This is a genomic window from Sneathiella sp. (assembly GCF_002694385.1).
Lineage (GTDB): Bacteria > Pseudomonadota > Alphaproteobacteria > Sneathiellales > Sneathiellaceae > Sneathiella.
The window spans coordinates 82,167-102,694 of sequence record NZ_NZMB01000005.1 but is presented as its reverse complement, the minus strand read 5'-3'; the positions used below and the strand labels follow the sequence as shown (position 1 = coordinate 102,694).

Sequence of the window (20,528 nt, the reverse complement as noted above, 5' to 3'; positions counted from 1 at the left end):
ATCTATTCTCCCTGTTCCTTGGTGAGCGCACGATCAAAAATGCCGGGTTTCGCCGGACTGCCGAGTTTTGAGGGGTCGACGGCAATATTGAGGCCCGACAGCTCCCGCGGGCGGAGAACAGGCAAACGCTCAACCGTTTCAAGAAAGCGATCCTGCTCTTCCCGGCTGACGATATCTTCGGCCAGGGTGCGGAATTTTTCCACATATTGCGGTCGGGCAAAGGGCCGCGCGCCCAGCGGATGGGCATCGGCAACCGCCAGTTCATCCGCCATGATCCGGCCATCCTCAAAGGTGATGACAACGCGCCCGCCAAAGGCTTTTTCTTCGGGATCCCGGCTGTGATAGCGGCGTGTCCATTCCGGATCTTCAAGGGTGCTGACCTTGCGCCAGAGGGCAACCGTTTCCGGACGTTGTGCCCGTTCCGGCGCGTAAGATCGTTCATGATGCCAGCCGCCATCCTCAAGCGCGACCGCGAAAATATACATGATGGAGTGATCGAGCGTTTCACGGCTCGCATTCGGATCCATCTTCTGTGGATCATTCGCGCCGGTCCCAATGACATAATGGGTATGGTGACTCGTATGGATCACGATGCTTTGCACATCTTTGAGTTTCCTCCCCTGCCCGGCAATGGTCCCGCCCATTTTCCGCGCCAGATCAATGAGGGCCTGACTTTGATATTCCGCAGAATATTCTTTGGTATAGCTGTCCATGATGGCCCGCTTTGCCTCACCCGCTTCCGGGAGTGGCACGGAATATTCGGCGGTCGGGCCACCCAGCAGCCAGGCAATGAAACCATCCTCTCCTTCCCAGGCAGGGGATGGGGCGCCTTCTCCGCGCAAGGTACGATCAACCGCCTCGACCGCCATTTTTCCCGCAAAAGCCGGGGCATAGGCCTTCCAGGAGGAAATCTCCCCCTTTCGCGACTGACGGGTCGTTGTCGTCACATGCAGCGCCTGCTGCACCGCCTGATAGATGACTTCTGTCGGCAGGTTCAGGGCCGTGCCGATACCCGCTGCGGCGGACGGGCCGAGATGAGCGATATGATCAATCTTATGCTCATGCAGACAGATGCCCTTTACCAGATTGATCTGAATTTCATAGCCGGTCGCAATGCCGCGTATAAGATCTTCCCCCGACAGGCCGCAATGCTGCGCCACCGCCAGGATCGGCGGAATATTATCGCCGGGATGGGAATAATCTGCGGCCAGGAATGTATCGTGATAATCCAGCTCCCGCACAGCCACACCATTGGCCCAGGCGGCCCATTCCGGCGAGAAGCGCCGGTTGGAAGCAAGACCAAAGATGGTCGCACCGACTCCGCGCTCATGGGACATCGCCTGAGCCCGCGCGCTTTTGATCGGACGACGGGCCAGCGAGGCAACCGCAACTGATGCATTATCAATCATGCGGTTGCCGATCATCTCCACCACGTCGTTATCAAGCGGAACATTATCGCTGGCGACTTCGGCGATTTTCCAGGCAAGCTGGTCTTCGCGCGGCAACATGTCACTGGATTTGTAAGTACGAACGCTATGCCGTTTCATTGATTTCTTTTTCCTTTTTAATCACGATCTCGGAGTTATCCTGCGGCAAAGGACGGGGCTGGCCGTTTGCATCGACAGCCACCATGATGAACCGACCACGGATCGCTGTAATACGGACACCATCGGAAAGGGTCTCCGACACCGCATTCACTTCCACGGTCAGCGACGAGCGCCCTGTCGTTATGATAAACGCCTTCATTTCCAGCAGGCTGCCGAGCTTTATCGGCGCGACAAAATCCACCGCTTCTGACCGCGCCATCACAACGGCACGGCGCACATAACGAGAGGCACAGATGAAAGCGGCCTTGCCTAACATCTCAAGCGCATTGGCCCCGTAAAGCGTGCCGTAATGATTTGTCTGCTCGGGCAGAACCAGCTCGAAAAAGCTGATTTCCCCCGTGGGCGCGGCCTGTAATGTCACCTGAAATTCCCGTTCATTCACACCAGTTAACTCTTTACTATTTGCAACATACGCATATCATCACCTTCGTAAACTACTGATAATGCATAGTTTTGTGCGCCAAATGTCGTGAAATTGCAAAGTTTGCAAAGTTTGAGAAGACAAAACATCGGCTTTTACTGGCGGGAAACGAGATGGATAAATGAAAAAGCTGTTCATGGGTGTGAAAATCAAGAAGTTGCGGGAAGAAAGGCAACTCACGCAGCAGGCGCTTGCCGATAGCCTGGGCATTTCCCTCAGCTATCTTAACCAGATGGAAAACAATCAGCGCCCGCTCACCATCTCGGTCCTGCTCAAGCTGAATGCGGCCTTCGGCATTGATATCCAGCTCTTTTCAGAAGAGGCCGATGCGCGTCTGATCGGAGAGTTGCGCGAAGCCCTGTTTGATCCCGCCATAAACGAGAGAATCGCCATCGCCGAATTACAAGAACTGGCAAGCGGGATGCCGGCGATCGGCCGTGCCATCGTCAGCCTGCATAAACGCCTGCATCGTACTAGCGAGCAATCCACCGCCCTCGCCCTGCGTCTTGGCGATGAACGGCAGGGAGATCCCGGGGGTCTGATGACGGCCCCCTTTGAGGAGGTTCGCGACTTTTTCTACGCCCGCAACAACTATATTGATGCCATCGACCGCCGGGCCGAGGCCATGGCCGACCAGCTTGATCTATACCATGGGAATAGTGCTGACCGGCTGAAGCAGTATCTTTCCGAGACCCATGACATTAGGGTCATTTACGAGAGGTTTGAAAGCACCCCCCAGGCCAAGCGCAATTACCGGGCGGACAACCGCAGCCTGCATCTTTCTGCGCGAATGACGTCTGGCCAGCAGGCCTTCCAGATGGCAACGCAGATTGCCTTTCTGGAGCTGGGTGAATTGATTGATACGGAAATTTCCCATGCGCTTTTCAGTTCCGCCGAGGCCCGTACCCTCGCCCGCATCGGCATCGCTAACTACTTTGCCGGGGCGCTGATCCTGCCTTATGGCACCTTCCTGAAATCGGCGGAAGAACTCCGCTATGACATCAGCCTGCTGGAACATCGTTTCGGCGTCGGATTTGAAACTGTCTGCCACCGCCTCAGCACCTTACAACGGGATGGCGCCAGCGGTGTCCCCTTCTTCTTTATCCGCGTTGATCGGGCGGGAAATATCTCCAAACGGCAGTCCGCGACCAATTTCCATTTTTCCCGCACTGGCGGCACCTGCCCCCTCTGGAATGTATATGAGGCTTTTACCCAGCCGGGGCGAATCCTGACACAGCTTTCCGAAATGCCGGACGGGCGCACCTATCTCTGGATTGCGCGCACGGTCGAACATTCCACGGGCGGATATGGCGATCTCGACAAATCTTTTGCCATCGGGCTTGGCTGCGACCTTCAGCATGCCCGCAAGCTCGTCTATTCAAAGGGACTATTGCTGGACGATCCTGGCGCCCGTACGCCCATTGGCGCCGGATGCAAGATTTGTGAACGGCCACATTGTCCGCAGCGGGCCTTCCCACCCGCCATTAAATCACTGATCATTGACCATAACCGCAGCAGCTTCACTCCCTATTCGGAAGGATGATGCCTCCGCATCCTAAGGCGAGCAAAAAAGAAAGGCGGGCCCGAAAGCCCGCCCCTCCCACAGCAATATCGGAATATTGATTATTCAGCGGCGAACTGGTTCATGGTGTTCGCTTCACCACCTGCTTTGAGGGCGCGGCTGCCGCCGACCATTTCCTTGAAGGTATCGCCAAGGTCCGAGCCAACTTCATGCTGATGCTTGACGGCGGAAATGCCGCGGCGGATTTCTTCGCGCTGAACAGTGCCGACATAGGCCAGCATCCGATCTTCGCCAAAGTAGCCGCGGGACAGTTCGTCGACAGATTTCGCAGTCAGATGGAAGGTCGGCAGGGTAATCAGGTTATGGAAAACGCCTGCGCGGGCAGAAATATCTCCCTGGAACGCACGCAGCCGCTCATCCGCCTCACGACCAAGCGCCGTCTGATCATAGTCAGCCTTCATCAACTCATTACCATCCGGATATTCATCGGCGGCAATTTTGCCTTCCTCTATCCACTGCTGCCGTACCTGCTTGCGGAGATTGAGGGTCCAGTTAAAGGAAGGCGAGTTGTTATAGGCAAGCTTCGCGTTCGGAACCGCCTTGCGCACGTCTGCCACCATGGAGGCAATTTCATCCACATTCGGAGTATCGGTTTCGATCCAGAGAAGGTCGGCCCCGCCCTGCGTCAGGGAAGCAATGCAATCTTCCACCACACGATCCCGGCCGGACCCTTCCTTGAACGGGAAAAGACCATTGGCGAGCCGGACAGGACGGACAAATTCACCATTCTGGAAGAGAGCAAGCTCCCCATCCCGCATGGGATTCGTGGCCGTGATCGGCTCTGTTTTCAGCCATTTAATATAGTCTGCGGCAAGATCGCCTGCTTCAAAGCTGACCGGCACTTTCTGCGTCAAACCAGCGCCCAGGCTGTCTGTCCGTGCGACAATCACACCGTCATCCACACCGAGTTCCTCAAACGCCAGGCGGCAGGCACGCAGCTTGTCGATGAAATCTTCGCGTGGAACGGTTACTTTACCGTCCTGATGGCCGCACTGCTTGGCATCGGAGACCTGGTTTTCAATCTGCAGGCAGCAGGCGCCTGCCTTGATCAGCTCTTTCGCCAGCAGATAGGTTGCATGCTCATTGCCAAAACCAGCGTCGATATCCGCAATGATCGGCACTACATGGGTTTCAAAATTGTCGATGGCCTCAATGGCCTTCTGAGCGGCCTGTTCATTGCCTGCCGCACGGGCCGCTTTCAAATCCTTGAACAGATCATTGAGTACGACTTCATCCGCTTGGCGGAGGGAGGTGTAAATCTCCTGGATAAGCTCGGCAACCGCTGTCTTCTCATGCATCGACTGGTCCGGCAGGTGACCCCAGCGGTTACGAAGACCGGCCACCATCCAGCCGGACAGATAGACATAAACGCCTTTAGCCGACCCCCGAAGACGCTTGACGGACTTGATCATCTGCTGCGCATGAAAACCGGACCAGCAGCCGAGAGACTGGGTGAATTTCGAGCTATCTACATCATAGGCTGCCATATCCTCCCGCATCACCGTTGCCATGGCGCGGGCAATATCAAGATGGGTATCGAAGCTGTTCTGGATGCGGAGCTGTACAATATCATCGACACTGACGCCTCCTGCTGTCTGGCCCGAGGGATAACGCGCCAGAACTTCGGCACGGATTTCGGAATATGACTTACCGCGTTGCATGAATAGTCCTTTCTGTGTGGGGAAATAAAATTTTGAGTGGAAATTTCGACCGGTCAGAAACCCGCCGCAAGGAAAGGCATAACGGTGTGGGGGCTTCGTTTTTCACGGTAAGGGCGGCAGGTCTTGGACGTCGATACTCCCAACCCCATGTCCCCGATATCACGAAGCCCCCGCGGGGACACCGCCAATCGGACAGGCAATGCGTCTGAATATTTCATGACGCCCGGTAAAAAGGCTGACCCGATCTGACAGATCATGCGAAAGACGGACTTCCTCCGGCCTTCACCTATCCTGACATTGTCCCGTGACACCCTCATTTCCCAATCCTTGCCTATCCGGTTGATCATTTTTTGTAAGATTAGTAATGTAATTTTTTAACGCATCCATTTTTTGTAGAATTAGCGTCACCCTGTCACAACAGTAAGTAAGTTAATCCGTCAAATGTAAGGTTTGTCACATGCCCAAAAGGGAAGAAAAACTCGTTATTGGACAGAGGGTTAAAGTCTTCAGAAAGTCCCTTGGCCTGACTCAGGCGCAAATGGCGGCAGAGCTTGATATTTCACCGAGTTACATCACTCTTATCGAGGCGAATCAACGTCCTGTATCCGCAAAGTTACTACTGCGTCTGGCCGAGGTATTTGATGTCAAAATATCGGAGCTGGCACCCAGCACGAATGTGCAGCTTGCTTCCGATTTCGCCTCAATCCTGAAAGATCCGCTTCTGGAGGCAGAGGGAATCACCCCCGCAGAGATCGAATCTGTACTCGAATCAGCGCCAAAAATTGCGGCGGCACTGGTGCATCTGCATGAAAAGCACAGCCAGCTCCTGCTTCGGGATCAGGCCGATGACAACCCGCTGACCGACCGCGACAAGGTTGACCTGCTGGCGCAATCCTCCCGCCCCGTCGAAAAGGTGCGGGCGTGGTTTTATGAAATTCACAATTATATTGATCCGCTGGATCGGGCGGCCGAACAGATGGCGGACGTATTAAACTTCAACCGGGGCGTACCGAACCTGCGCTTCAGCGAACGGCTGGCCACTCATAAAATCCGGATCCGCATTATGCCGAGCCATGTCATGGGACCGTATTTGCGGCGCTATCAGCCGCACAGCCATGAATTGCTGCTTTCCGAATTGCTGGAACAACCCAGCCGTCGGTTTCAGATGGCGGTCCTGCTGGCCAAGCTGGAATATGATGATCTGGTCGAAGACGTGTTATTGCAGTCCGGCTTGCAGGGAGAAGATACGCTCGCCCTCGCCCGGGTCAGCCTGTATAACTATTTCGCCGCCGCCCTGATGATGCCCTATCAGGCGTTTCTCGCGGCCTGTGAATCCGAACGCTATGATGTCGAGTTGATCAGCCATCGCTTTGGCGCCAGCTATGAACAGGCCGCGCATCGCATGTCCACATTACAACGCCCCGAAGCGCGCGGCATTCCTTTTTTCTTTGTCAGAATAGACCGCGCGGGCAATGTCTCCAAACGCTTCAGTGCGGGGCGCTTCCCCTTCTCCAAATTCGGCGGAACCTGCCCGCTCTGGAATATTCATTCGGCCTTTGAATCCCCAGATCAGGTTCATACCCAGGTCATCCGGATGCCGGAAGGCGCGAGTTACTTTTCCATCGCCCGCACCGTCACAAGATCCGGCGGCACCCATGGCAAGCCTGCGCCGAAATTCGCCATCGGTCTGGGCTGCGACATCGCCTATGCGCCGCGCCTTATCTATTCGGACAACATCAATATGGAGCGTGTGGAGCCAACGGACATCGGCCTTAACTGCTATCTCTGTGAACGCTCCAATTGCTCCTCGCGGGCCCATGCCCCCGTCAACCGGCGGCTCGCCATCAATGAGAGGGAGCGCAGCCTTGCCATTTTCCAGTTTGAAGGAGAATAAGGGCGCAACTGCCTGACGCCCCTTTACGCTCCATTCCTGCGGGGACGCATGTCGTCCTAACGCTCTGCCCGGTTTTCACTCTCCGATGCCGGGGGAAGACGGAAGCAGGCGCGGGCAATGCCAGCCCGCTGTTCCCTACCCCCATCCTCGTCATTGGACGGCAGCAGGACGGACACCCGGTCAACCCCGAGGTCATCAAGCTGATACGGCGTTCCATGGCCGAACTCCAGATGGCCCCGCCCGATAATTCCGATGACAAGCGGCGGGTTATCCCCTGTCTGCGCCGCGGCAATATTGCAGGCAAAGGCGCGATCCCAGGTCTGCTGCGCCCGCACAAACCGATTACGCCGGGCGTCCGCTTCTTCGCCCGCTTGCCGGAAAACGCCATCCGGGCCGCTCACAAGATTGAACAGATAATCGCGATAGGCCGCCGTGGCCGGTTTGGCCGGTGTCAGGCCATCCCGCTCCTCTTCCGGGATGGCGTCCCAGCCTTCCTTGCCGACGCGCGTTACCAGTGCGCGATAGCAGTTAAGCGCCAGCATGGGAACGCTAAACTCCCGGCAAAAGCGGAAAATCGGCATATAAAGTTCAGGCGGGAAGCCCCAGACGGTTTTCCAGTCAACTTTTTCCAGAAATTCCGCCTCGGTCAGCTTGTTCGCCACCCATTCATCGAGCACGGGCTGCTTGCTGCGCGGAAACATTTCGAAACCGACAGCAATGTTGGGGTTATAGGCATGGATGGCCACCGTTACATGAAGTTGCCAACGATGAATATCATACTGATCATGTGTCTCCCCCAACAGAACAACGCGGCTTCCCGCCAGCGCCTTCATCAAGGCGGGGTGAGAGATCAGTTCACCGCTGTTCGGATCAAGCCAGCTTGATGCTGGATGTGGGTACTGTTTCGTCATTTTATTCTTTTCCTTTTCAGGCTGAGGGGTTGGTTATTTCTGGCAAGGGCGATCGCGTCAACGGATAATGACGCAGATCTTCAAAACCGCCGGGGGCTCTGTGAGCGACCAGTACGAAGGTTGTCTCCGGCAATTGCGCGCGCAGCCGCATGAATATGTCATGCTCGCTTGCCATATCGACGGCGCTCGTCGCTTCATCCATAAACACCCAGTCTGGCCGTTCGATCAGCAGACGAACCAGTGCGAGACGCTGCATTTCGCCTCCCGAAAAGCCGGCGACACTCGGGTTTTCGCCATTCTTCAAGGCTTGTGCATAGTCAGGGAGACCGACGATATCCAGATACTCCGCCACCTCTTCCGGGCTTATGCGGTCCGGCGCCAGCGGATAGACGGCGCTTTCAAAAAGGCCGGCGTTGCTGGGAATCGTCCGCTGCGGAATGAAGATGCTGGATTTACCTTCGGGGATGAGGATCTCGCCTCTCCCATAGGGCCAGATATTCGCAAGCGATTTCAAGAACGTACTTTTCCCAAGGCCTGAGGGTCCGGAAATCCATACATGTTCGCCGGGCGTAAACTCCCAATCAGACGGAATATCGAGTGTTTTTTCTGCCGGGCTTTTAAGTTCCAGCCCCTTGACGATCACCCTATCGCTATCATGATTGGTAACCGTGATTTCGGACGCCGTGGCGTTTTTGCAAATCTCCAACGCCTCAATCAGCTGGCCCAGACGATTAGTCGTCGCCGCCAGCTCGGCCAGCCGGTTATAGGCAAAGATAAACCAGGAGAGCGTTGTCACCACATTCTGGAAAGCGGAGGCAATCTGCATCATGCCGCCGAAACTCACATGCCGTGCGAAATAGGCCGGGAGTGAGAGCAGCAGCGGGATACGCAGAACCGTCCGGAAATAAGGGACCTTGAAACAGCCAAGGTAAAACTCCCGCAAGATCAGCTTGCGCCAATTATTAACGATCCCGTCAAACTTGAAATCGAGGCGACGCCTTTCAGTCTTCTCGAAGCCGGACAGTGCAATCGGATCGGCATTCTCTCGTGTTTTGACCAATTCATACCGGAAATCCGCCTCCCGCCGCTGCTGATTAAAGTTGAGGCGTTTGAGGGGATATCCCAGCCAGTGCGTCAGACCGCTGGCCAGAAACACATACAGAAAAGCCGCCCAGACCATATAGCGGGGAATCTCCAGATCCCAGCCGAAAATTGTCAAAGACAGAGCAAAATTCGACAGAGACCAAAGGACAGCGATATAGGTGAACAACCCCGTCACGGAGGTAATCAGATCCAGCGTCTCCCGGACAAACTCTTCCACAAAGAGGCGGCAATCCTCGGCAATGCGCTGATCCGGATTGTCGATTTTTTCGACGCCATAACCGTTCTGGAGCCGCCAGAATATCTTGTCCGAAAACCAGTTCGTGAGGATATTTCCGGTCAGATCCTGCCGCCAGCGCATGACGAGGAATTTCTGAAGATATTCACCGGCAAGCGCGAGCCCGGAATAGGCGGCAATCAGCAGGGCATAAACTCCCACCTGATGGGTCGCCTCTGCCACGTTGAATTCCTCCAGCGCGCCGTAAAAATCGCGGGTCCACTGGATCAGACGGACGGATACTGGAATTTGCGCCAGATCAAGCGCCAGAACCACAATGTACAGAAATACATTATGGCTGTTGGCGCGATTGAAAAAGCTGAGACGCAGTATCTTCCACAGCTGTCTGCCGAGTTCTTTCATGTAGAAACTTTCTGGTACTGATACTTAAAAGAACGCGGCGACAGCCAGGAATGTCGGGGTGGGCGCGGACACGTTCCCCCTCAGAAATCGTAGCTCAAACCGACCTTGAAGCTGCGGCCCGGGGCCGTCTGCAACTCAATCGGGTTGGTCCGTTTCACGGCATCGGAGCCATTGATCGGGAAGCCACGCGTGTCCGGCCCGAAGTAACGGGTATCGAAGATATTCATCAGCCCGGCCCGCAGCGTCAGGTTCGGAACCGGTTTCCATCCCGCCAGGATGTCAAATACGGCATAACCGGATGGCTGAAATTCGGTTGCCGGATTGGCAACATCAGATGCCCCTGCCTGGAAGGTTCCGACCAGTTCGATGTCGAAGCCGTGTTGTGGCTCGATATAGCGGATGCCGGTGACAAGCTGCAGGGGAAGCGCACCGTTGTAGGTGGTGGAAACGCCATCATTCTCGATCTTGCCCTTCTGATAAGACAGAGCGGCACGGGTTGAGAAATTGTCATTGATCTGATAGGCGCCGCTCGCCTCAATACCCCAGAGGTTAAGCGAATCCGCATTGTCATAGGTCAACACCATGGTCCCCAAGGGAAGGCCGTAATCAACCGGATTGGCATCTATGAAATTCTGGATAAAGTCCTTGTATTTGGCGACAAATCCGTTGATCGAGAAATACCCCTTATTCCCGAAATCGCCCCGGAAACCAAGCTCATAACTGTCAACGGATTCTGGTTCAAGATTGGGGTTTGGAACCAGCGCGAAAGCTGGCAGGCTATCCAGTGACTGGAAAAGCTGTTGCGCGGTCGGCATTTTGAAGCCTTGCGCAAACTGGCCATAGACCGAATAGACATCCGTAATGTCATAGATGGCACCGAGTTTGAACTGGAGATCATGCGCCGTTTTCTTTTCCGGCTCGGCGCCCGGAACAAGCTGGTAATCGCCATCCGTCTTGGGATCAATGATATAATTGGAGAAACGCACGCCCGGCGTAATTCTGAGGCGTCCCTCCATGAAGGAAATCTCATCCTGCAGATACAGGTCGGCACGGGTCGTATCTGCATCAGCAAAGTTGAACCCGCCCGCCCGCGCAATCGTCGTGGTCCCTGTCGTCAGGTTATAGGTGGTATCTTCGCGGTTATAATCGGTTGTGGCGTAATCACCATCGAATCCGTAGGTCAGGACATGGGTGGTGGCGCCAAGATCGAAGGAGGATTCAAACTGAAGATCCGCTTCAATAAAGGTCTCTTCATAATCTTGATCGCTGATACGACGCTCCTGATCACCGCTTGCAATAACCGTCCTGTACCGGTCGCCATAACGATCAATACTCTGGGGCGAATAGCTGACCTGCCACTTCACACGATCCAGCCAGCCCTGCGTTTCAAGCAACCAGTCCTGATCCACGGACAGGCGCCAGCGCTCGACATTCTGTTCATGCTGATAAAGATGAATGTCGGACGTTCCGTCGGATCCCAGAACCGCATTCTGATCAACCCGTGTCTGACGGGTGAAATATTCACCGGTCAGGCGAAGCTGATTGGTGTCGGACACATGATAAACCAACTTCGACAGGACATTATTTGACTGGCTGACGGTCGGGTCAAATTCGTTACAGGGGGTCGCTTCGGGATTACGCGTACAGTTCTGAAGGGCATCCGCGCCAATGCGGGCATTATCGAGGTCGGCTTCCTTGCCATCGCGTCGCGTAAAGGCGAGCATGGCCTCCAGTTTCGGGCTGATCCGGAAGGCGCCGGTCACGGATTCCGTATAGGCCTCGTCGATGCTGCCATAGCTGAAGCTTGCCGATCCGCCAAAATCCTTGCCACCCATCAGATAATCGGATGGGTCTTTGGTCACGAAGTTGACCGTCCCGCCAAGGGCATCACTGCCCCAGAGAACCGATCCGGGACCGCGAATGATTTCCACGGCCTTCACATTGGAAGATTCCACAATATCCCGCGTGGAGTCGGTAATACGCTCAATCGTGCGGTTGCCATCCACCAGAACCTGCGTGCGGTTCCCGCCAACGCCGCGAATGCTGATACCACCCGCGCTCGCAAAGGGATCTGTTCCGGATGTTTGCTGCGGTACTTCAACGCCCGGCTCGTAACGGAAGATTTCCTGGATGACGTTATCCATCCGCCGGTCCAGATCCTCCCGCGTCACTGTCGAGACATTGGCCGGAGTTTCCAGCAAAGTCTTCTGTTTGCGGTCCGCCGTAACAGTCACCGGCGGCAAGGTTGTCACATTGGCGGAGGATTTGTCGGCCGCATCCCCCTCCTGCTCTGCTGCCCGAGGTGTCTGACCCGGATTATTCGGATCTGATGTGGTGGTTGTTGATTGCGCCTGCGCGGCGGTTATCAGAGCCAGATAACAAACTGAGGTCAGGGCAAGCGTCCGAACAGATATTGGCATTACATAAACTCCATTTTCCGGCCCTGTTTCGAGCCTTGGCCTTTCTGCTATTGAGAACTATTCGCAATTTATGCCCGTTGTTAATAATGATTCTCAATCTCATTACAAGGATTTTTGAGAAAAATTACCAAAAATTATTCTCTGACTTTCCAGATATGTTCCGGTGAAGCTGTGCAGAATGAAGGGGAAATACGGCGGAACCGCAGAAAAACTGCCCTATTTTTGCCATAAATCGACCACCGGAAAGGATTGGAAGGGTGCAGTCCACAGTCAGGGCACGCCAGATTATATGAGAGGGTAGTCGCCCGGGATATTGTTAATAATGCGAATCATTTGCACTATTGCGTGCCAGAGAATCACCCGATTCAGCAGATAAAAAACACTCAGGAAATCAAAAGAACCTTATTTCGATTATACTTAGAAAGTATATTCAGTATTGAATTGCGGGTATTCACGGCAAGGACCTCATTACCAAAGCGGCCTTTCGGGCTTTGACTTTTCTTATCTGGCCGGATTTTGCGCGACACAGATCATGCCGGGTCTGGTCTTACCAAATTCTGGTCCTACCGGATAAAGCCGGAAGTGCCCCCCTGCCCTTTTCGCTGTTACTGACGGGGCAAGGCGAGGAAGGTGCCGTCACTCCTCCGGGTGACTTCGCGCATCAGCGTTCCGAAGCGGTCCGTCGTGCCGCGGGCGACAAAACCGATGGCATGGATACGGGCGAGCGGCTTCCCCGTCACCCGGTTGGTATTATCCTGCTCCAGCCGCTCGATGACGGCGTCATAGGTCCGTCCCGTATAGTCATCGCCGATAATATAGATGGCAAGTTTAAGACCCGGTTTCGCATAGGTCTTCAATGCCACCTCCAGCCCTTCGACGGGGCTGCTGTTGGAATTGCTGCGCCAGCTTGAAAAGGCATTGAACATGCCGCTGCGCCGCGCGGGCGTATCAGGAATCCATTGCCCCTTGTAAGAGGGGATGAGATGAATGCCGTTATCATTCATGATCTGGAAGCCCTTCACCGTCGGGTGAATGCTGAGTACGTCATTCATCACCTTCATGACGCTGCGCCAGATGGCCTGCATACTGCCGGAAGTGTCGACAATGAAGATGATATAATCGCTGTCGACGGGAATGCCGCCGACCTCGTCATCGCGCTTTTCCGGCACTGTGTTCGGCCGGATGGACGCCCGGTTCAGCGATTCCTCCACCAGCACCAGCCCTTCCAGATCATTGCGCGCCTTGGCCTCTGCCTGCTCGGCGGAGGATTTATCCTGCTCCAGCTGCTCGATGGTGTTCTGCATCTGACCAACCAGGTTACGGCTCGCTGTCTTCTCACCCTCAACCGCCGCAATCTGCTCATCCAGATCGCTGATGACCCGCTCGGCACGGGTAATCTGTCCCATAATCTCCCGCGCTTCATCAATGCCGCCGCTGAATTCCCCCTCCCCCGGTTTTGAGATCAGGATCAGCAGCACCACCGCGCCGAAACCGCAGGACACCAGGTCGAGAAAGGAGAGGCTGAAAATCTCCAATGTGCGATTACGACGTCTTCTCATGGCCAACTCGCAGCCGGGCTGATCAGCAGCCCGTTCGTAGCATAGCTCCAGTTCCAGTAGGCCGGGGCCGCCTTCGGATCGCCCTCCAGCGGCAGCAGGATCACATTGACGGGCCGCCCCTGATGCACCCCGTGCTTTTTGACCGTATGCTGGAACAACCGGAGACGGCACTCGCCTGAAATCGTGGTTGATTGCCCAAACAGGGCGTTGCATTTTGAGAAAGGATTGAGGGAGGCGAAATTGGATGTACCCGCCGTAGGCAAGCCGTCCGTCACCACATAGTAATTTGTCGGCGCCTCCGAATGGCCATTCACCGTTTCAAGCACCGCTTCAAGGTTTGTCGCCCCCGTCGGCACGATTGTCTCGATACGCTGAAAGATACTCTGAATGGCATTGGCGTCGGATCCGGTGAACCAGCCGCTCGGGCCGATGGCGAAGGCCGTTTCGTTAAAGCCGATGAAACGCGCGCGTGATGATTTCGGAATGCGGTTTGCGAGCCATTTGACGATACGAATTGTCCGCTGCCATTTCGGCCCGCGCTTCTTATCCACGTCCGATCCGATCTTTCGGCCGATGATATCAAGCAGCTTTTCATCGGTCATGGAGGCGCTGGTATCAATCAGAAAGGCGATGCGCTGCCCCTCCACCTTGAGGCCGAGGAGATATTCCTCCTCTCCGCCCTGATCATTTTCAACCGGATCGTTTTTCTGGAGCGGCGGCTTCTTGACAATTTCCTCCGTCACGGTCTTGATCTCGGCGATTTTCTCATCCGTTCTGCTTTTGAAATCGGCAATGGATTCCGTGAGATTATCGCTCTCCCCGGCAAGGGCGGCGAGCTGTTTTTTGAGCTGCTCCAGATCCTGCTCCGCCTGTTCCAGTGTGATTTCCCGTTCCTCCACCTTCTGATGGCGGATTTCCAGCTCCTTCTTCAATTCATCCACATTAACCGGCGACTCGTTCGGTTGCAGCTTCAGCAGGATCAGAATGAGAATAGCCGCCCCCAGCCCGCATGACATAATGTCAAGGAACGAAAGACTGACCCCTTCTGTTTCACGGCGTTTTTGCAGGAGGCACCTATTTGCTGACGCGGTTCAGCAGAAATTTCTCGCAATATTCCTGTGTCTTGATCAGCTCGCCATCCTGAAAGCGTTGCAGTGCATGGAGCAGCAGCATCAACGGAATGGAAAGGCAGAGCGCGACAAGGGTGGAGTTAAACGCAACGCCCAGACTGTCCGTCATCTGGGTGATATTGCCTTTCAGCGCCTCATCCGCCTGCGTCAACGCCGCCCCGATGCCGCGAACCGTGCCGATAAAGCCGAAAGACGGAATAGCCCAGATCACATAGCGGATCATCGTATTTCCGGTTTCCTGACGCAGCGCCAGCCCATCAATACTCAGCGAGATCGCCTCTGACGTGCTGTGCACATCATCGGTCATCAGATAACGGCGAATACTGGCCAGCAGGGTCTGCACCACCGGTGATGCGGTGATTTTTTCCGGAAGCTGCTCAATCTCCTGCATGGTTTTACGCAGGGTCTGCTTCTCATCCTCTCCCTCATTCGCCTCCAGCATGGCGCCGAGAAAGTCGATATCATAAAGATGATTATCATTGAAAATACCCCAGAGTTTCGCCCCCAGGAGAAGGAGGCACCACAACGCCAGGGTAATACAAACCTGCTGCTCCCAATCCTTCAGGATGACGGGGAGCGCCTGTGGCGCGGCGCTTCCGGCGGCTCTCGCCCCCGCGATCAGACGCTCCGCCTCCGGCGTGATGAAAATCTCATAAATCACCCACACCACAACGGCGGAGAGGATCAGCAGGAGGGTCGCGATAATAAAATTTTTCATCTAGATATCCACCGGGAATGCGACTGGAGAATTGAGAGAGATATTCCCGCTGCTCTGTGCATAGGCATATTGCAACAGGACGGCCCCGCCCAGAATTGCCAGCAGGGTGATCATCAGACGTCTGAATTTCAACCGTTTCATTTTGCCTCTCCATAAATATAGCGGGCCAGCCGGAAGCCGATTTTATCGCTCCCCTGACTAGCGGAACCACGATAGGCGGGCCGGATTTCGGACAGGGTGCCTGATGCCCAGCTTGCCCCCTTATACAGATGATTTTCGCCGCTGCTGCCGCCCAGCGGATCGCGCAGCACCTGCCCGGCAGGCGGCGGTATCAGGCTGTAATAATCATGCACCCATTCGGACACATTGCCAAACAGATCATGCAGTCCGTTCTTGTCTTTGGCGAAGCTGGCGACCGGCGCGACTTCGGCGTGGCCATCCGTGTACCCCGGCACATAAAACGGTGTTTTTCCCTTGGCGGCTTCATCAGCGATATTGCCGCTGCCTTTCGGGATCACCGCGTCATCGCCCCAGGGAAATATCGTCTGTCGACTGCGGTTGGCCTTGCGCGTCAACCACTCCCATTCCGCTTCGCTCAGTAACCGGTAGCCGGTCGATTGCGCATTAAACCCCTGATATCGGCCGCCGTTGAAACGGTAAAACGGCGGCAGCCCTTCTTTCTCGCTCAGCCAGTTGCAAAAACGGGCCGCTTCCGCCCAGGAAACATTGGTAACCGGGTAAGTATCGCCCTTGTTCTGCTTGCTTTCGAACGGGCTGAACTGCCCCTCTGTCACTTCCGTCGCGGACACATAGAAGTGCCGGGTGAGTTGCACATCGCGCAGGAATTCATTAGCGCGCTGCCCTTTTTCGCTGCGGGGGGCGCCCAGCGTAAGGGATGTCGGTTCAAAAAGCCGCATTTCCATGCCGAGGCTGTTGCTGTAAACGGGTTTTGCCGCCGCCAGCTTCACTTCCTCCTCGGTCTGCAATATCACATCCAGACGGCGGACCGCATCGGCATCCAGCGCCATGGTTTTACGCACCGTCTGATATCCCGGGCGGGAGATGACAAATTCATGCGTCTTCGCAGGCAGACGCACCGTGAGCGGTGTCTCCCCCGCAGGCTGGCCATCTATCATGACGGTCGCGGGCGGGTCCGACGTGATCTGCACCTCCCCTATTTTCAGGGACAGGTCGAAGCTGACCTTGCGCGTCTCATCCGGTTTGAGGGTGATTTCCTGCTCCTGAAAGCCGTATCCGTCTTTGGCGTAGCGCAGGTAATATTTCTGGCTGGCGGAAAGCTGCAATCGCTTGTCGGCGCTGATCGACTTGCCATTCAGCGTGAGCCGCCCCCCCGCCGGACTTGCCGAAACAGTCACATAGGCCGGGTTCATCTGCAACCGGTAGTTCCGCGTCACCTCGCTCTGTTGATAGGTTACCTCAACGACATCCTCGATCGGGGCGTAGCCATCCTTGGTCACGCTGACTTCATATTTGCCCGCCTCCAGCTCAATCTCGGCAGGCAGTTCCGTCACCGCGACGCCATTGAAAATGACGGCGGCATCCTTTGGCGTTACCTCCAGCCGGACAACACCCGATGCCCGTTCAAGCGTCAGAACATCTTCCACTTGATCACCGCGCGCCAGATCATATTCTTTCTCTTCAGGCCTGAAATAGGGATGCTCCGCGCGGATCAGGTAAGTTCCGGCCTTGAGTTCCGCGGTCAGGGATGGGGCGGTGGAAACCGGACTGCCATTTATGAACCAGTTAATTGGCTCTTCCATATTTGTGACAGTCACCCTCAGTTCGGCCGGCAACTCACGCAGGGCAATCTGCACGGTCGATCCTTCTTCCGCCGGCTCAATCACCCGCTCCGCCGCGGCGAAACCCGGCGCCCTCGCCTCAACAACCGGATAGCGGGAGAAGGAAAAGAGCGATCCCTGAAAATAAACGGCGAGCCCCTTGCTGACCGACACATCGGCGTCTCTCGCCGCTTCCGACGGCGTCACCTGTATCGGCGTCACCTTCGTCAGCAGAAAGCCGCCTGCAAAGACAAGCAGGAAGCCGAAACCAAGCAGGGCAAAGCCAAGCATGAAAAGCCGCTGACGGCGGGCGGCTTTTTCGATCTGTTGTTTAAACTCGCTCATCGCTTATGACCGTTACCTCAACCTGACTGTCCTCGGGAGTAATGGTCACCGACACGGATTTCGTCCGATACCCCTCTCTCCGCCCCTCAAAAATATACTGCCCGGGTTTCAGGCGGATTTTATACCGATCCACCTGCCCCACCTGACCCACGCTCCGGACACTGACGCTGGTCTGCTTGTCGGACAGGACCCAGACGTCAATTTCCCTGTTCTGCCGGACAATAGCCGTTTCCAGCGCCTCAACATTGCGGCCGAGCGAGGCGCTCATCGTGCCGAACAGATCGGCATCCTTGACGGCCTGCTCCGCTTTGCTGCGAATATTGGCTGCCGACAGCCGCTCCGGCTGTTGCAGGAAACTCCGGACTTCTGCGTCATGACGGAGGATCTGCTCAATCAATGATATTGTTTCCAGCACCTGCGCATTGTCAGGATAAAGCGCCGCGGCGTTCTGATAGAAGCCCATGGCGGCCGGCCAGTCATCCTTTTTAATGGCCGCATCCCCGTCTTTCACGAAGGCCCGGAAGGTAACCTTGCGTTTCAGCTCTTTAAGCTGGGACGCGAGATTTTTCGTCTCTTCCCGCGCCGGGAAAAGGGCGCTCGCCTGTTGATAGGCGGTTTCGGTTTTCGAAATATTCTCCGCCTTCAAGGCATCAAACGCGATGGCGAGAGCGCGTTCATACTGCCGCTCACGCAGGGCGCTTTCAATTTCGGAAATCCGTTCCCGATAGGCTGTCCTGCTGTCATCCAGCCGCAGAATTTCCCGGGAGAGAGCCAGCTCTTCCTCAAGATCATTTTCCACATTGGCGATGCGCGCTTTTTCAATAAGGTCAAGTATTTCCGGAAGACTGCTGATTTTCTGTTTGAGCGTATTCGCCGCCGCATCCTCCCCTTTAAGGGCCAGCGCCCGGTTCACCGCGCCCAAGGCGCCATTATAATCATCGGCATGATAGGCAACTTCGGCGGCCGTCATTGCGTCGGTAAAGGCCGCCTCAAACGCATCGACCGCCGTCGCGGCGTTGGCGAGCAGCTGACCCGCCTTATCAAAGGCCCGGTCGGTCTGACCATTTGCAAGGCTGGTGATCACCCTGTCCTTGGCGGCCGTAAATTCGGCCTGCTGGGGCGCGTTCCATGCCGCGAAGCCGGCAGCGGAAATGGTCGGTTCAAAATCCTGCTCATACACTCCGAGCGCCTGCACAACCTCATCACGGCTATGCGCCTGAACTGTTTCCCCGGGCGCCGCAGGCGGGGGGACGGGCTGTTCGGGAACGACGGGGGCGGTTATTTGCTCCCCCTTATCCGGCCTGTCGGGACTGCTTTCCTTCTCCCCGCCGCTTTCGACCATGGGAGCAGACGCCCGGAAATCATATTGCAGGATAACGTAAACCGCCAGCGCGCCGAGCGTCAGAATGACGACGGATGTAAACAGGATAATGAGCTGCTGACGGGATTTGCGGGCAGCCTCTTCAAGCTTCTTTTCCAGCATGACGGCGACTTACAACTGTTTTTCGGGCGTTTTTTCCTGATCATATATTTCTTTCAGGAAATGGCGCCATTCGGAAAACTGTGTCTCGGCACTTCCCGTCAGTTCTTTGGTCTGGCCTTCAAATTCGACAACCTGCGGCGCCAGCTCGGAATCGAGCGATTTGCCCAGCTCTTCGAGAGTTTCCGCATGGAATTTCGTCTCATTGCCGGATTTGAAACTTTCGGAGAACAGCATCACCGATCCAACGCCCGCGGCACCTGCGCCGATCATGGCCCCGGCCGAACGGCCCGCATTGCCGCTGTTCTGGCTGGCAACGGCCAGGCCAACGCCCAGAATGGCCAGCAGCGCCCCGCCGACGACCTGGGTCGTCTGCCGGGATTCCGCTTCATCAAGGGCAATTTCCGCTTCCTGGCTTTGCTTCAGCCAGACGGAATAGCTCGGTGACATCTTGGCATTGAAGGCTTCATAATGTTGTTGGAGGTTATCCACATAAAGCTGATCGCGGACCCGAATGGCGCGCACACGCTGCAACATCGGATCGGCCTCACTCGGCAGGCTGACAAGCTCGATCCGGCCGTTATCCTCCTTCATATATTCGGCGAAGGCTTCCTCCGAAAAATTGGCACCAAAGCGCATTTCGGTCACGGATTTCAGCAGGGCAAGTTCGGTGGCATCCGTCGATTTCAGCCGTTCAACAAGATCCTGTGCCGCCGCTTCAAAAACCGGATCATAGGGATCCTTGTCCTTGTTGCGGATGGACTGATGGAAGTTTTTCGGCACCTCATGCTCATATTCCTCGCTGTACCACGGCACACCGGAGATATCGAACACGTCAACGCCGATTTCCACATCCAGCCCGTTCGATTCGATGATCTTACCCATCAAATACAAATCACCCGTCGCTTCGCTGCTTGGCGTGACGCGGACCGCGCCGAACTGTCCCGTCGCTTCCAGCTTCTCTTTAAGCTTAAGCGCGAAGCGAACCGCCTCGGCCCGGCGAAGTTCGGGCCAGATTCTCTCTTCTTCCTGCTCATCCGGATCCGCCGGAATGCCGGGATCAAACGCCGGAATGATGATATCCAGCTTCGGCTTTGCCGCGCGCGGGTCAACCTTGGCCGTTTCTATCATCTCGCTGGACACCTTCGGCCCCACGCGCGACGACATGCCTGGCGTTACACAGCTGGTCAGCAGGAAACAGCAGCAGATCAGCCAACCCACCATAATTCGTGTCATATCAAAATTCCCCATTCGCTGCCA

15 protein-coding genes are annotated in these 20,528 nt (G+C 55.7%); 2 read left to right on the top strand and 13 right to left on the bottom strand.

The window, feature by feature from the left end; genetic code table 11:
- Window positions 1–2 precede the first annotated feature (2 nt).
- On the bottom strand, window positions 3–1,547 hold the full coding sequence (locus tag CMN55_RS01710; protein ID WP_293947806.1) for an MmgE/PrpD family protein: 1,545 nt from the start codon (window positions 1,545–1,547) through the stop codon (window positions 3–5).
- The gene (locus tag CMN55_RS01705; RefSeq protein WP_293947805.1) at window positions 1,534–1,989 is read right to left on the bottom strand and encodes an acyl-CoA thioesterase; all 456 of its coding nucleotides are present in this window, start codon (window positions 1,987–1,989) and stop codon (window positions 1,534–1,536) included. The genes CMN55_RS01710 and CMN55_RS01705 overlap by 14 nt, the downstream gene beginning before the upstream one ends.
- 160 nt (window positions 1,990–2,149) lie before the next feature.
- On the opposite strand from CMN55_RS01705, the gene CMN55_RS01700 reads away from it, so the two are divergent.
- Window positions 2,150–3,571: a short-chain fatty acyl-CoA regulator family protein gene (locus CMN55_RS01700; RefSeq protein WP_293947804.1), complete on the top strand. Its 1,422-nt coding sequence runs from the start codon at window positions 2,150–2,152 to the stop codon at window positions 3,569–3,571.
- Window positions 3,572–3,651: 80 nt separating this feature from the next.
- Here CMN55_RS01700 and CMN55_RS01695 read toward each other — a convergent pair whose 3' ends face one another.
- The gene (locus CMN55_RS01695; RefSeq protein ID WP_293947803.1) at window positions 3,652–5,271 is read right to left on the bottom strand and encodes an isocitrate lyase; all 1,620 of its coding nucleotides are present in this window, start codon (window positions 5,269–5,271) and stop codon (window positions 3,652–3,654) included.
- A gap of 457 nt (window positions 5,272–5,728) precedes the next feature.
- On the opposite strand from CMN55_RS01695, the gene CMN55_RS01690 reads away from it, so the two are divergent.
- Entirely contained in the window at window positions 5,729–7,165 is a 1,437-nt protein-coding gene (locus tag CMN55_RS01690) for a helix-turn-helix domain-containing protein (RefSeq protein WP_293947802.1), read from the top strand.
- A 56-nt stretch (window positions 7,166–7,221) separates the two neighbouring features.
- Here the strand turns inward: CMN55_RS01690 and CMN55_RS01685 are convergent, their stop codons facing one another.
- From CMN55_RS01685 to CMN55_RS01640, 10 genes are all read right to left on the bottom strand, one after another.
- The gene (locus CMN55_RS01685; protein ID WP_293947801.1) at window positions 7,222–8,076 is read right to left on the bottom strand and encodes a ChaN family lipoprotein; all 855 of its coding nucleotides are present in this window, start codon (window positions 8,074–8,076) and stop codon (window positions 7,222–7,224) included.
- A 16-nt stretch (window positions 8,077–8,092) separates the two neighbouring features.
- Complete coding sequence (locus tag CMN55_RS01680) at window positions 8,093–9,817, bottom strand: ABC transporter ATP-binding protein/permease (protein ID WP_293947800.1); 1,725 nt, start codon at window positions 9,815–9,817, stop codon at window positions 8,093–8,095.
- An 80-nt stretch (window positions 9,818–9,897) separates the two neighbouring features.
- The gene (locus tag CMN55_RS01675) at window positions 9,898–12,237 is read right to left on the bottom strand and encodes a TonB-dependent hemoglobin/transferrin/lactoferrin family receptor (protein WP_293947799.1); all 2,340 of its coding nucleotides are present in this window, start codon (window positions 12,235–12,237) and stop codon (window positions 9,898–9,900) included.
- 605 nt (window positions 12,238–12,842) lie between these two features.
- Entirely contained in the window at window positions 12,843–13,796 is a 954-nt protein-coding gene (locus tag CMN55_RS01670) for a hypothetical protein (RefSeq protein ID WP_293947798.1), read from the bottom strand.
- A complete protein-coding gene (locus CMN55_RS01665; RefSeq protein ID WP_293947797.1) occupies window positions 13,793–14,812 on the bottom strand; it encodes a vWA domain-containing protein in 1,020 nt (339 codons plus the stop codon). The genes CMN55_RS01670 and CMN55_RS01665 overlap by 4 nt, the downstream gene beginning before the upstream one ends.
- A 58-nt stretch (window positions 14,813–14,870) precedes the next feature.
- Window positions 14,871–15,644: a MotA/TolQ/ExbB proton channel family protein gene (locus tag CMN55_RS01660; RefSeq protein ID WP_293947796.1), complete on the bottom strand. Its 774-nt coding sequence runs from the start codon at window positions 15,642–15,644 to the stop codon at window positions 14,871–14,873.
- On the bottom strand, window positions 15,645–15,785 hold the full coding sequence (locus tag CMN55_RS01655) for a hypothetical protein (RefSeq protein ID WP_293947795.1): 141 nt from the start codon (window positions 15,783–15,785) through the stop codon (window positions 15,645–15,647).
- The gene (locus tag CMN55_RS01650; RefSeq protein WP_293947794.1) at window positions 15,782–17,788 is read right to left on the bottom strand and encodes a PEGA domain-containing protein; all 2,007 of its coding nucleotides are present in this window, start codon (window positions 17,786–17,788) and stop codon (window positions 15,782–15,784) included. The genes CMN55_RS01655 and CMN55_RS01650 overlap by 4 nt, the downstream gene beginning before the upstream one ends.
- Complete coding sequence (locus tag CMN55_RS01645) at window positions 17,775–19,271, bottom strand: tetratricopeptide repeat protein (RefSeq protein ID WP_293947793.1); 1,497 nt, start codon at window positions 19,269–19,271, stop codon at window positions 17,775–17,777. The genes CMN55_RS01650 and CMN55_RS01645 overlap by 14 nt, the downstream gene beginning before the upstream one ends.
- 9 nt (window positions 19,272–19,280) lie before the next feature.
- Window positions 19,281–20,504 (bottom strand): hypothetical protein, encoded by a 1,224-nt coding sequence (locus CMN55_RS01640; protein ID WP_293947792.1) that lies wholly within the window; start codon window positions 20,502–20,504, stop codon window positions 19,281–19,283.
- Between the last annotated feature and the right edge of the window lie 24 nt (window positions 20,505–20,528).

Excerpts from the sequence above, each read along its gene's own strand:
- CMN55_RS01710 (WP_293947806.1), bottom strand. The coding sequence starts at position 1,547 with ATGAAACGGCATAGCGTTCGTACTTACAAATCCAGTGACATGTTGCCG.
- CMN55_RS01700 (WP_293947804.1), top strand. The coding sequence starts at position 2,150 with ATGAAAAAGCTGTTCATGGGTGTGAAAATCAAGAAGTTGCGGGAAGAA.
- CMN55_RS01695 (WP_293947803.1), bottom strand. The coding sequence starts at position 5,271 with ATGCAACGCGGTAAGTCATATTCCGAAATCCGTGCCGAAGTTCTGGCG.
- CMN55_RS01690 (WP_293947802.1), top strand. The coding sequence starts at position 5,729 with ATGCCCAAAAGGGAAGAAAAACTCGTTATTGGACAGAGGGTTAAAGTC.
- CMN55_RS01685 (WP_293947801.1), bottom strand. The coding sequence starts at position 8,076 with ATGACGAAACAGTACCCACATCCAGCATCAAGCTGGCTTGATCCGAAC.
- CMN55_RS01680 (WP_293947800.1), bottom strand. The coding sequence starts at position 9,817 with ATGAAAGAACTCGGCAGACAGCTGTGGAAGATACTGCGTCTCAGCTTT.
- CMN55_RS01675 (WP_293947799.1), bottom strand. The coding sequence starts at position 12,237 with ATGCCAATATCTGTTCGGACGCTTGCCCTGACCTCAGTTTGTTATCTG.
- CMN55_RS01670 (WP_293947798.1), bottom strand. The coding sequence starts at position 13,796 with ATGAGAAGACGTCGTAATCGCACATTGGAGATTTTCAGCCTCTCCTTT.
- CMN55_RS01665 (WP_293947797.1), bottom strand. The coding sequence starts at position 14,812 with ATGTCATGCGGGCTGGGGGCGGCTATTCTCATTCTGATCCTGCTGAAG.
- CMN55_RS01660 (WP_293947796.1), bottom strand. The coding sequence starts at position 15,644 with ATGAAAAATTTTATTATCGCGACCCTCCTGCTGATCCTCTCCGCCGTT.
- CMN55_RS01655 (WP_293947795.1), bottom strand. The coding sequence starts at position 15,785 with ATGAAACGGTTGAAATTCAGACGTCTGATGATCACCCTGCTGGCAATT.
- CMN55_RS01650 (WP_293947794.1), bottom strand. The coding sequence starts at position 17,788 with ATGAGCGAGTTTAAACAACAGATCGAAAAAGCCGCCCGCCGTCAGCGG.
- CMN55_RS01645 (WP_293947793.1), bottom strand. The coding sequence starts at position 19,271 with ATGCTGGAAAAGAAGCTTGAAGAGGCTGCCCGCAAATCCCGTCAGCAG.
- CMN55_RS01640 (WP_293947792.1), bottom strand. The coding sequence starts at position 20,504 with ATGACACGAATTATGGTGGGTTGGCTGATCTGCTGCTGTTTCCTGCTG.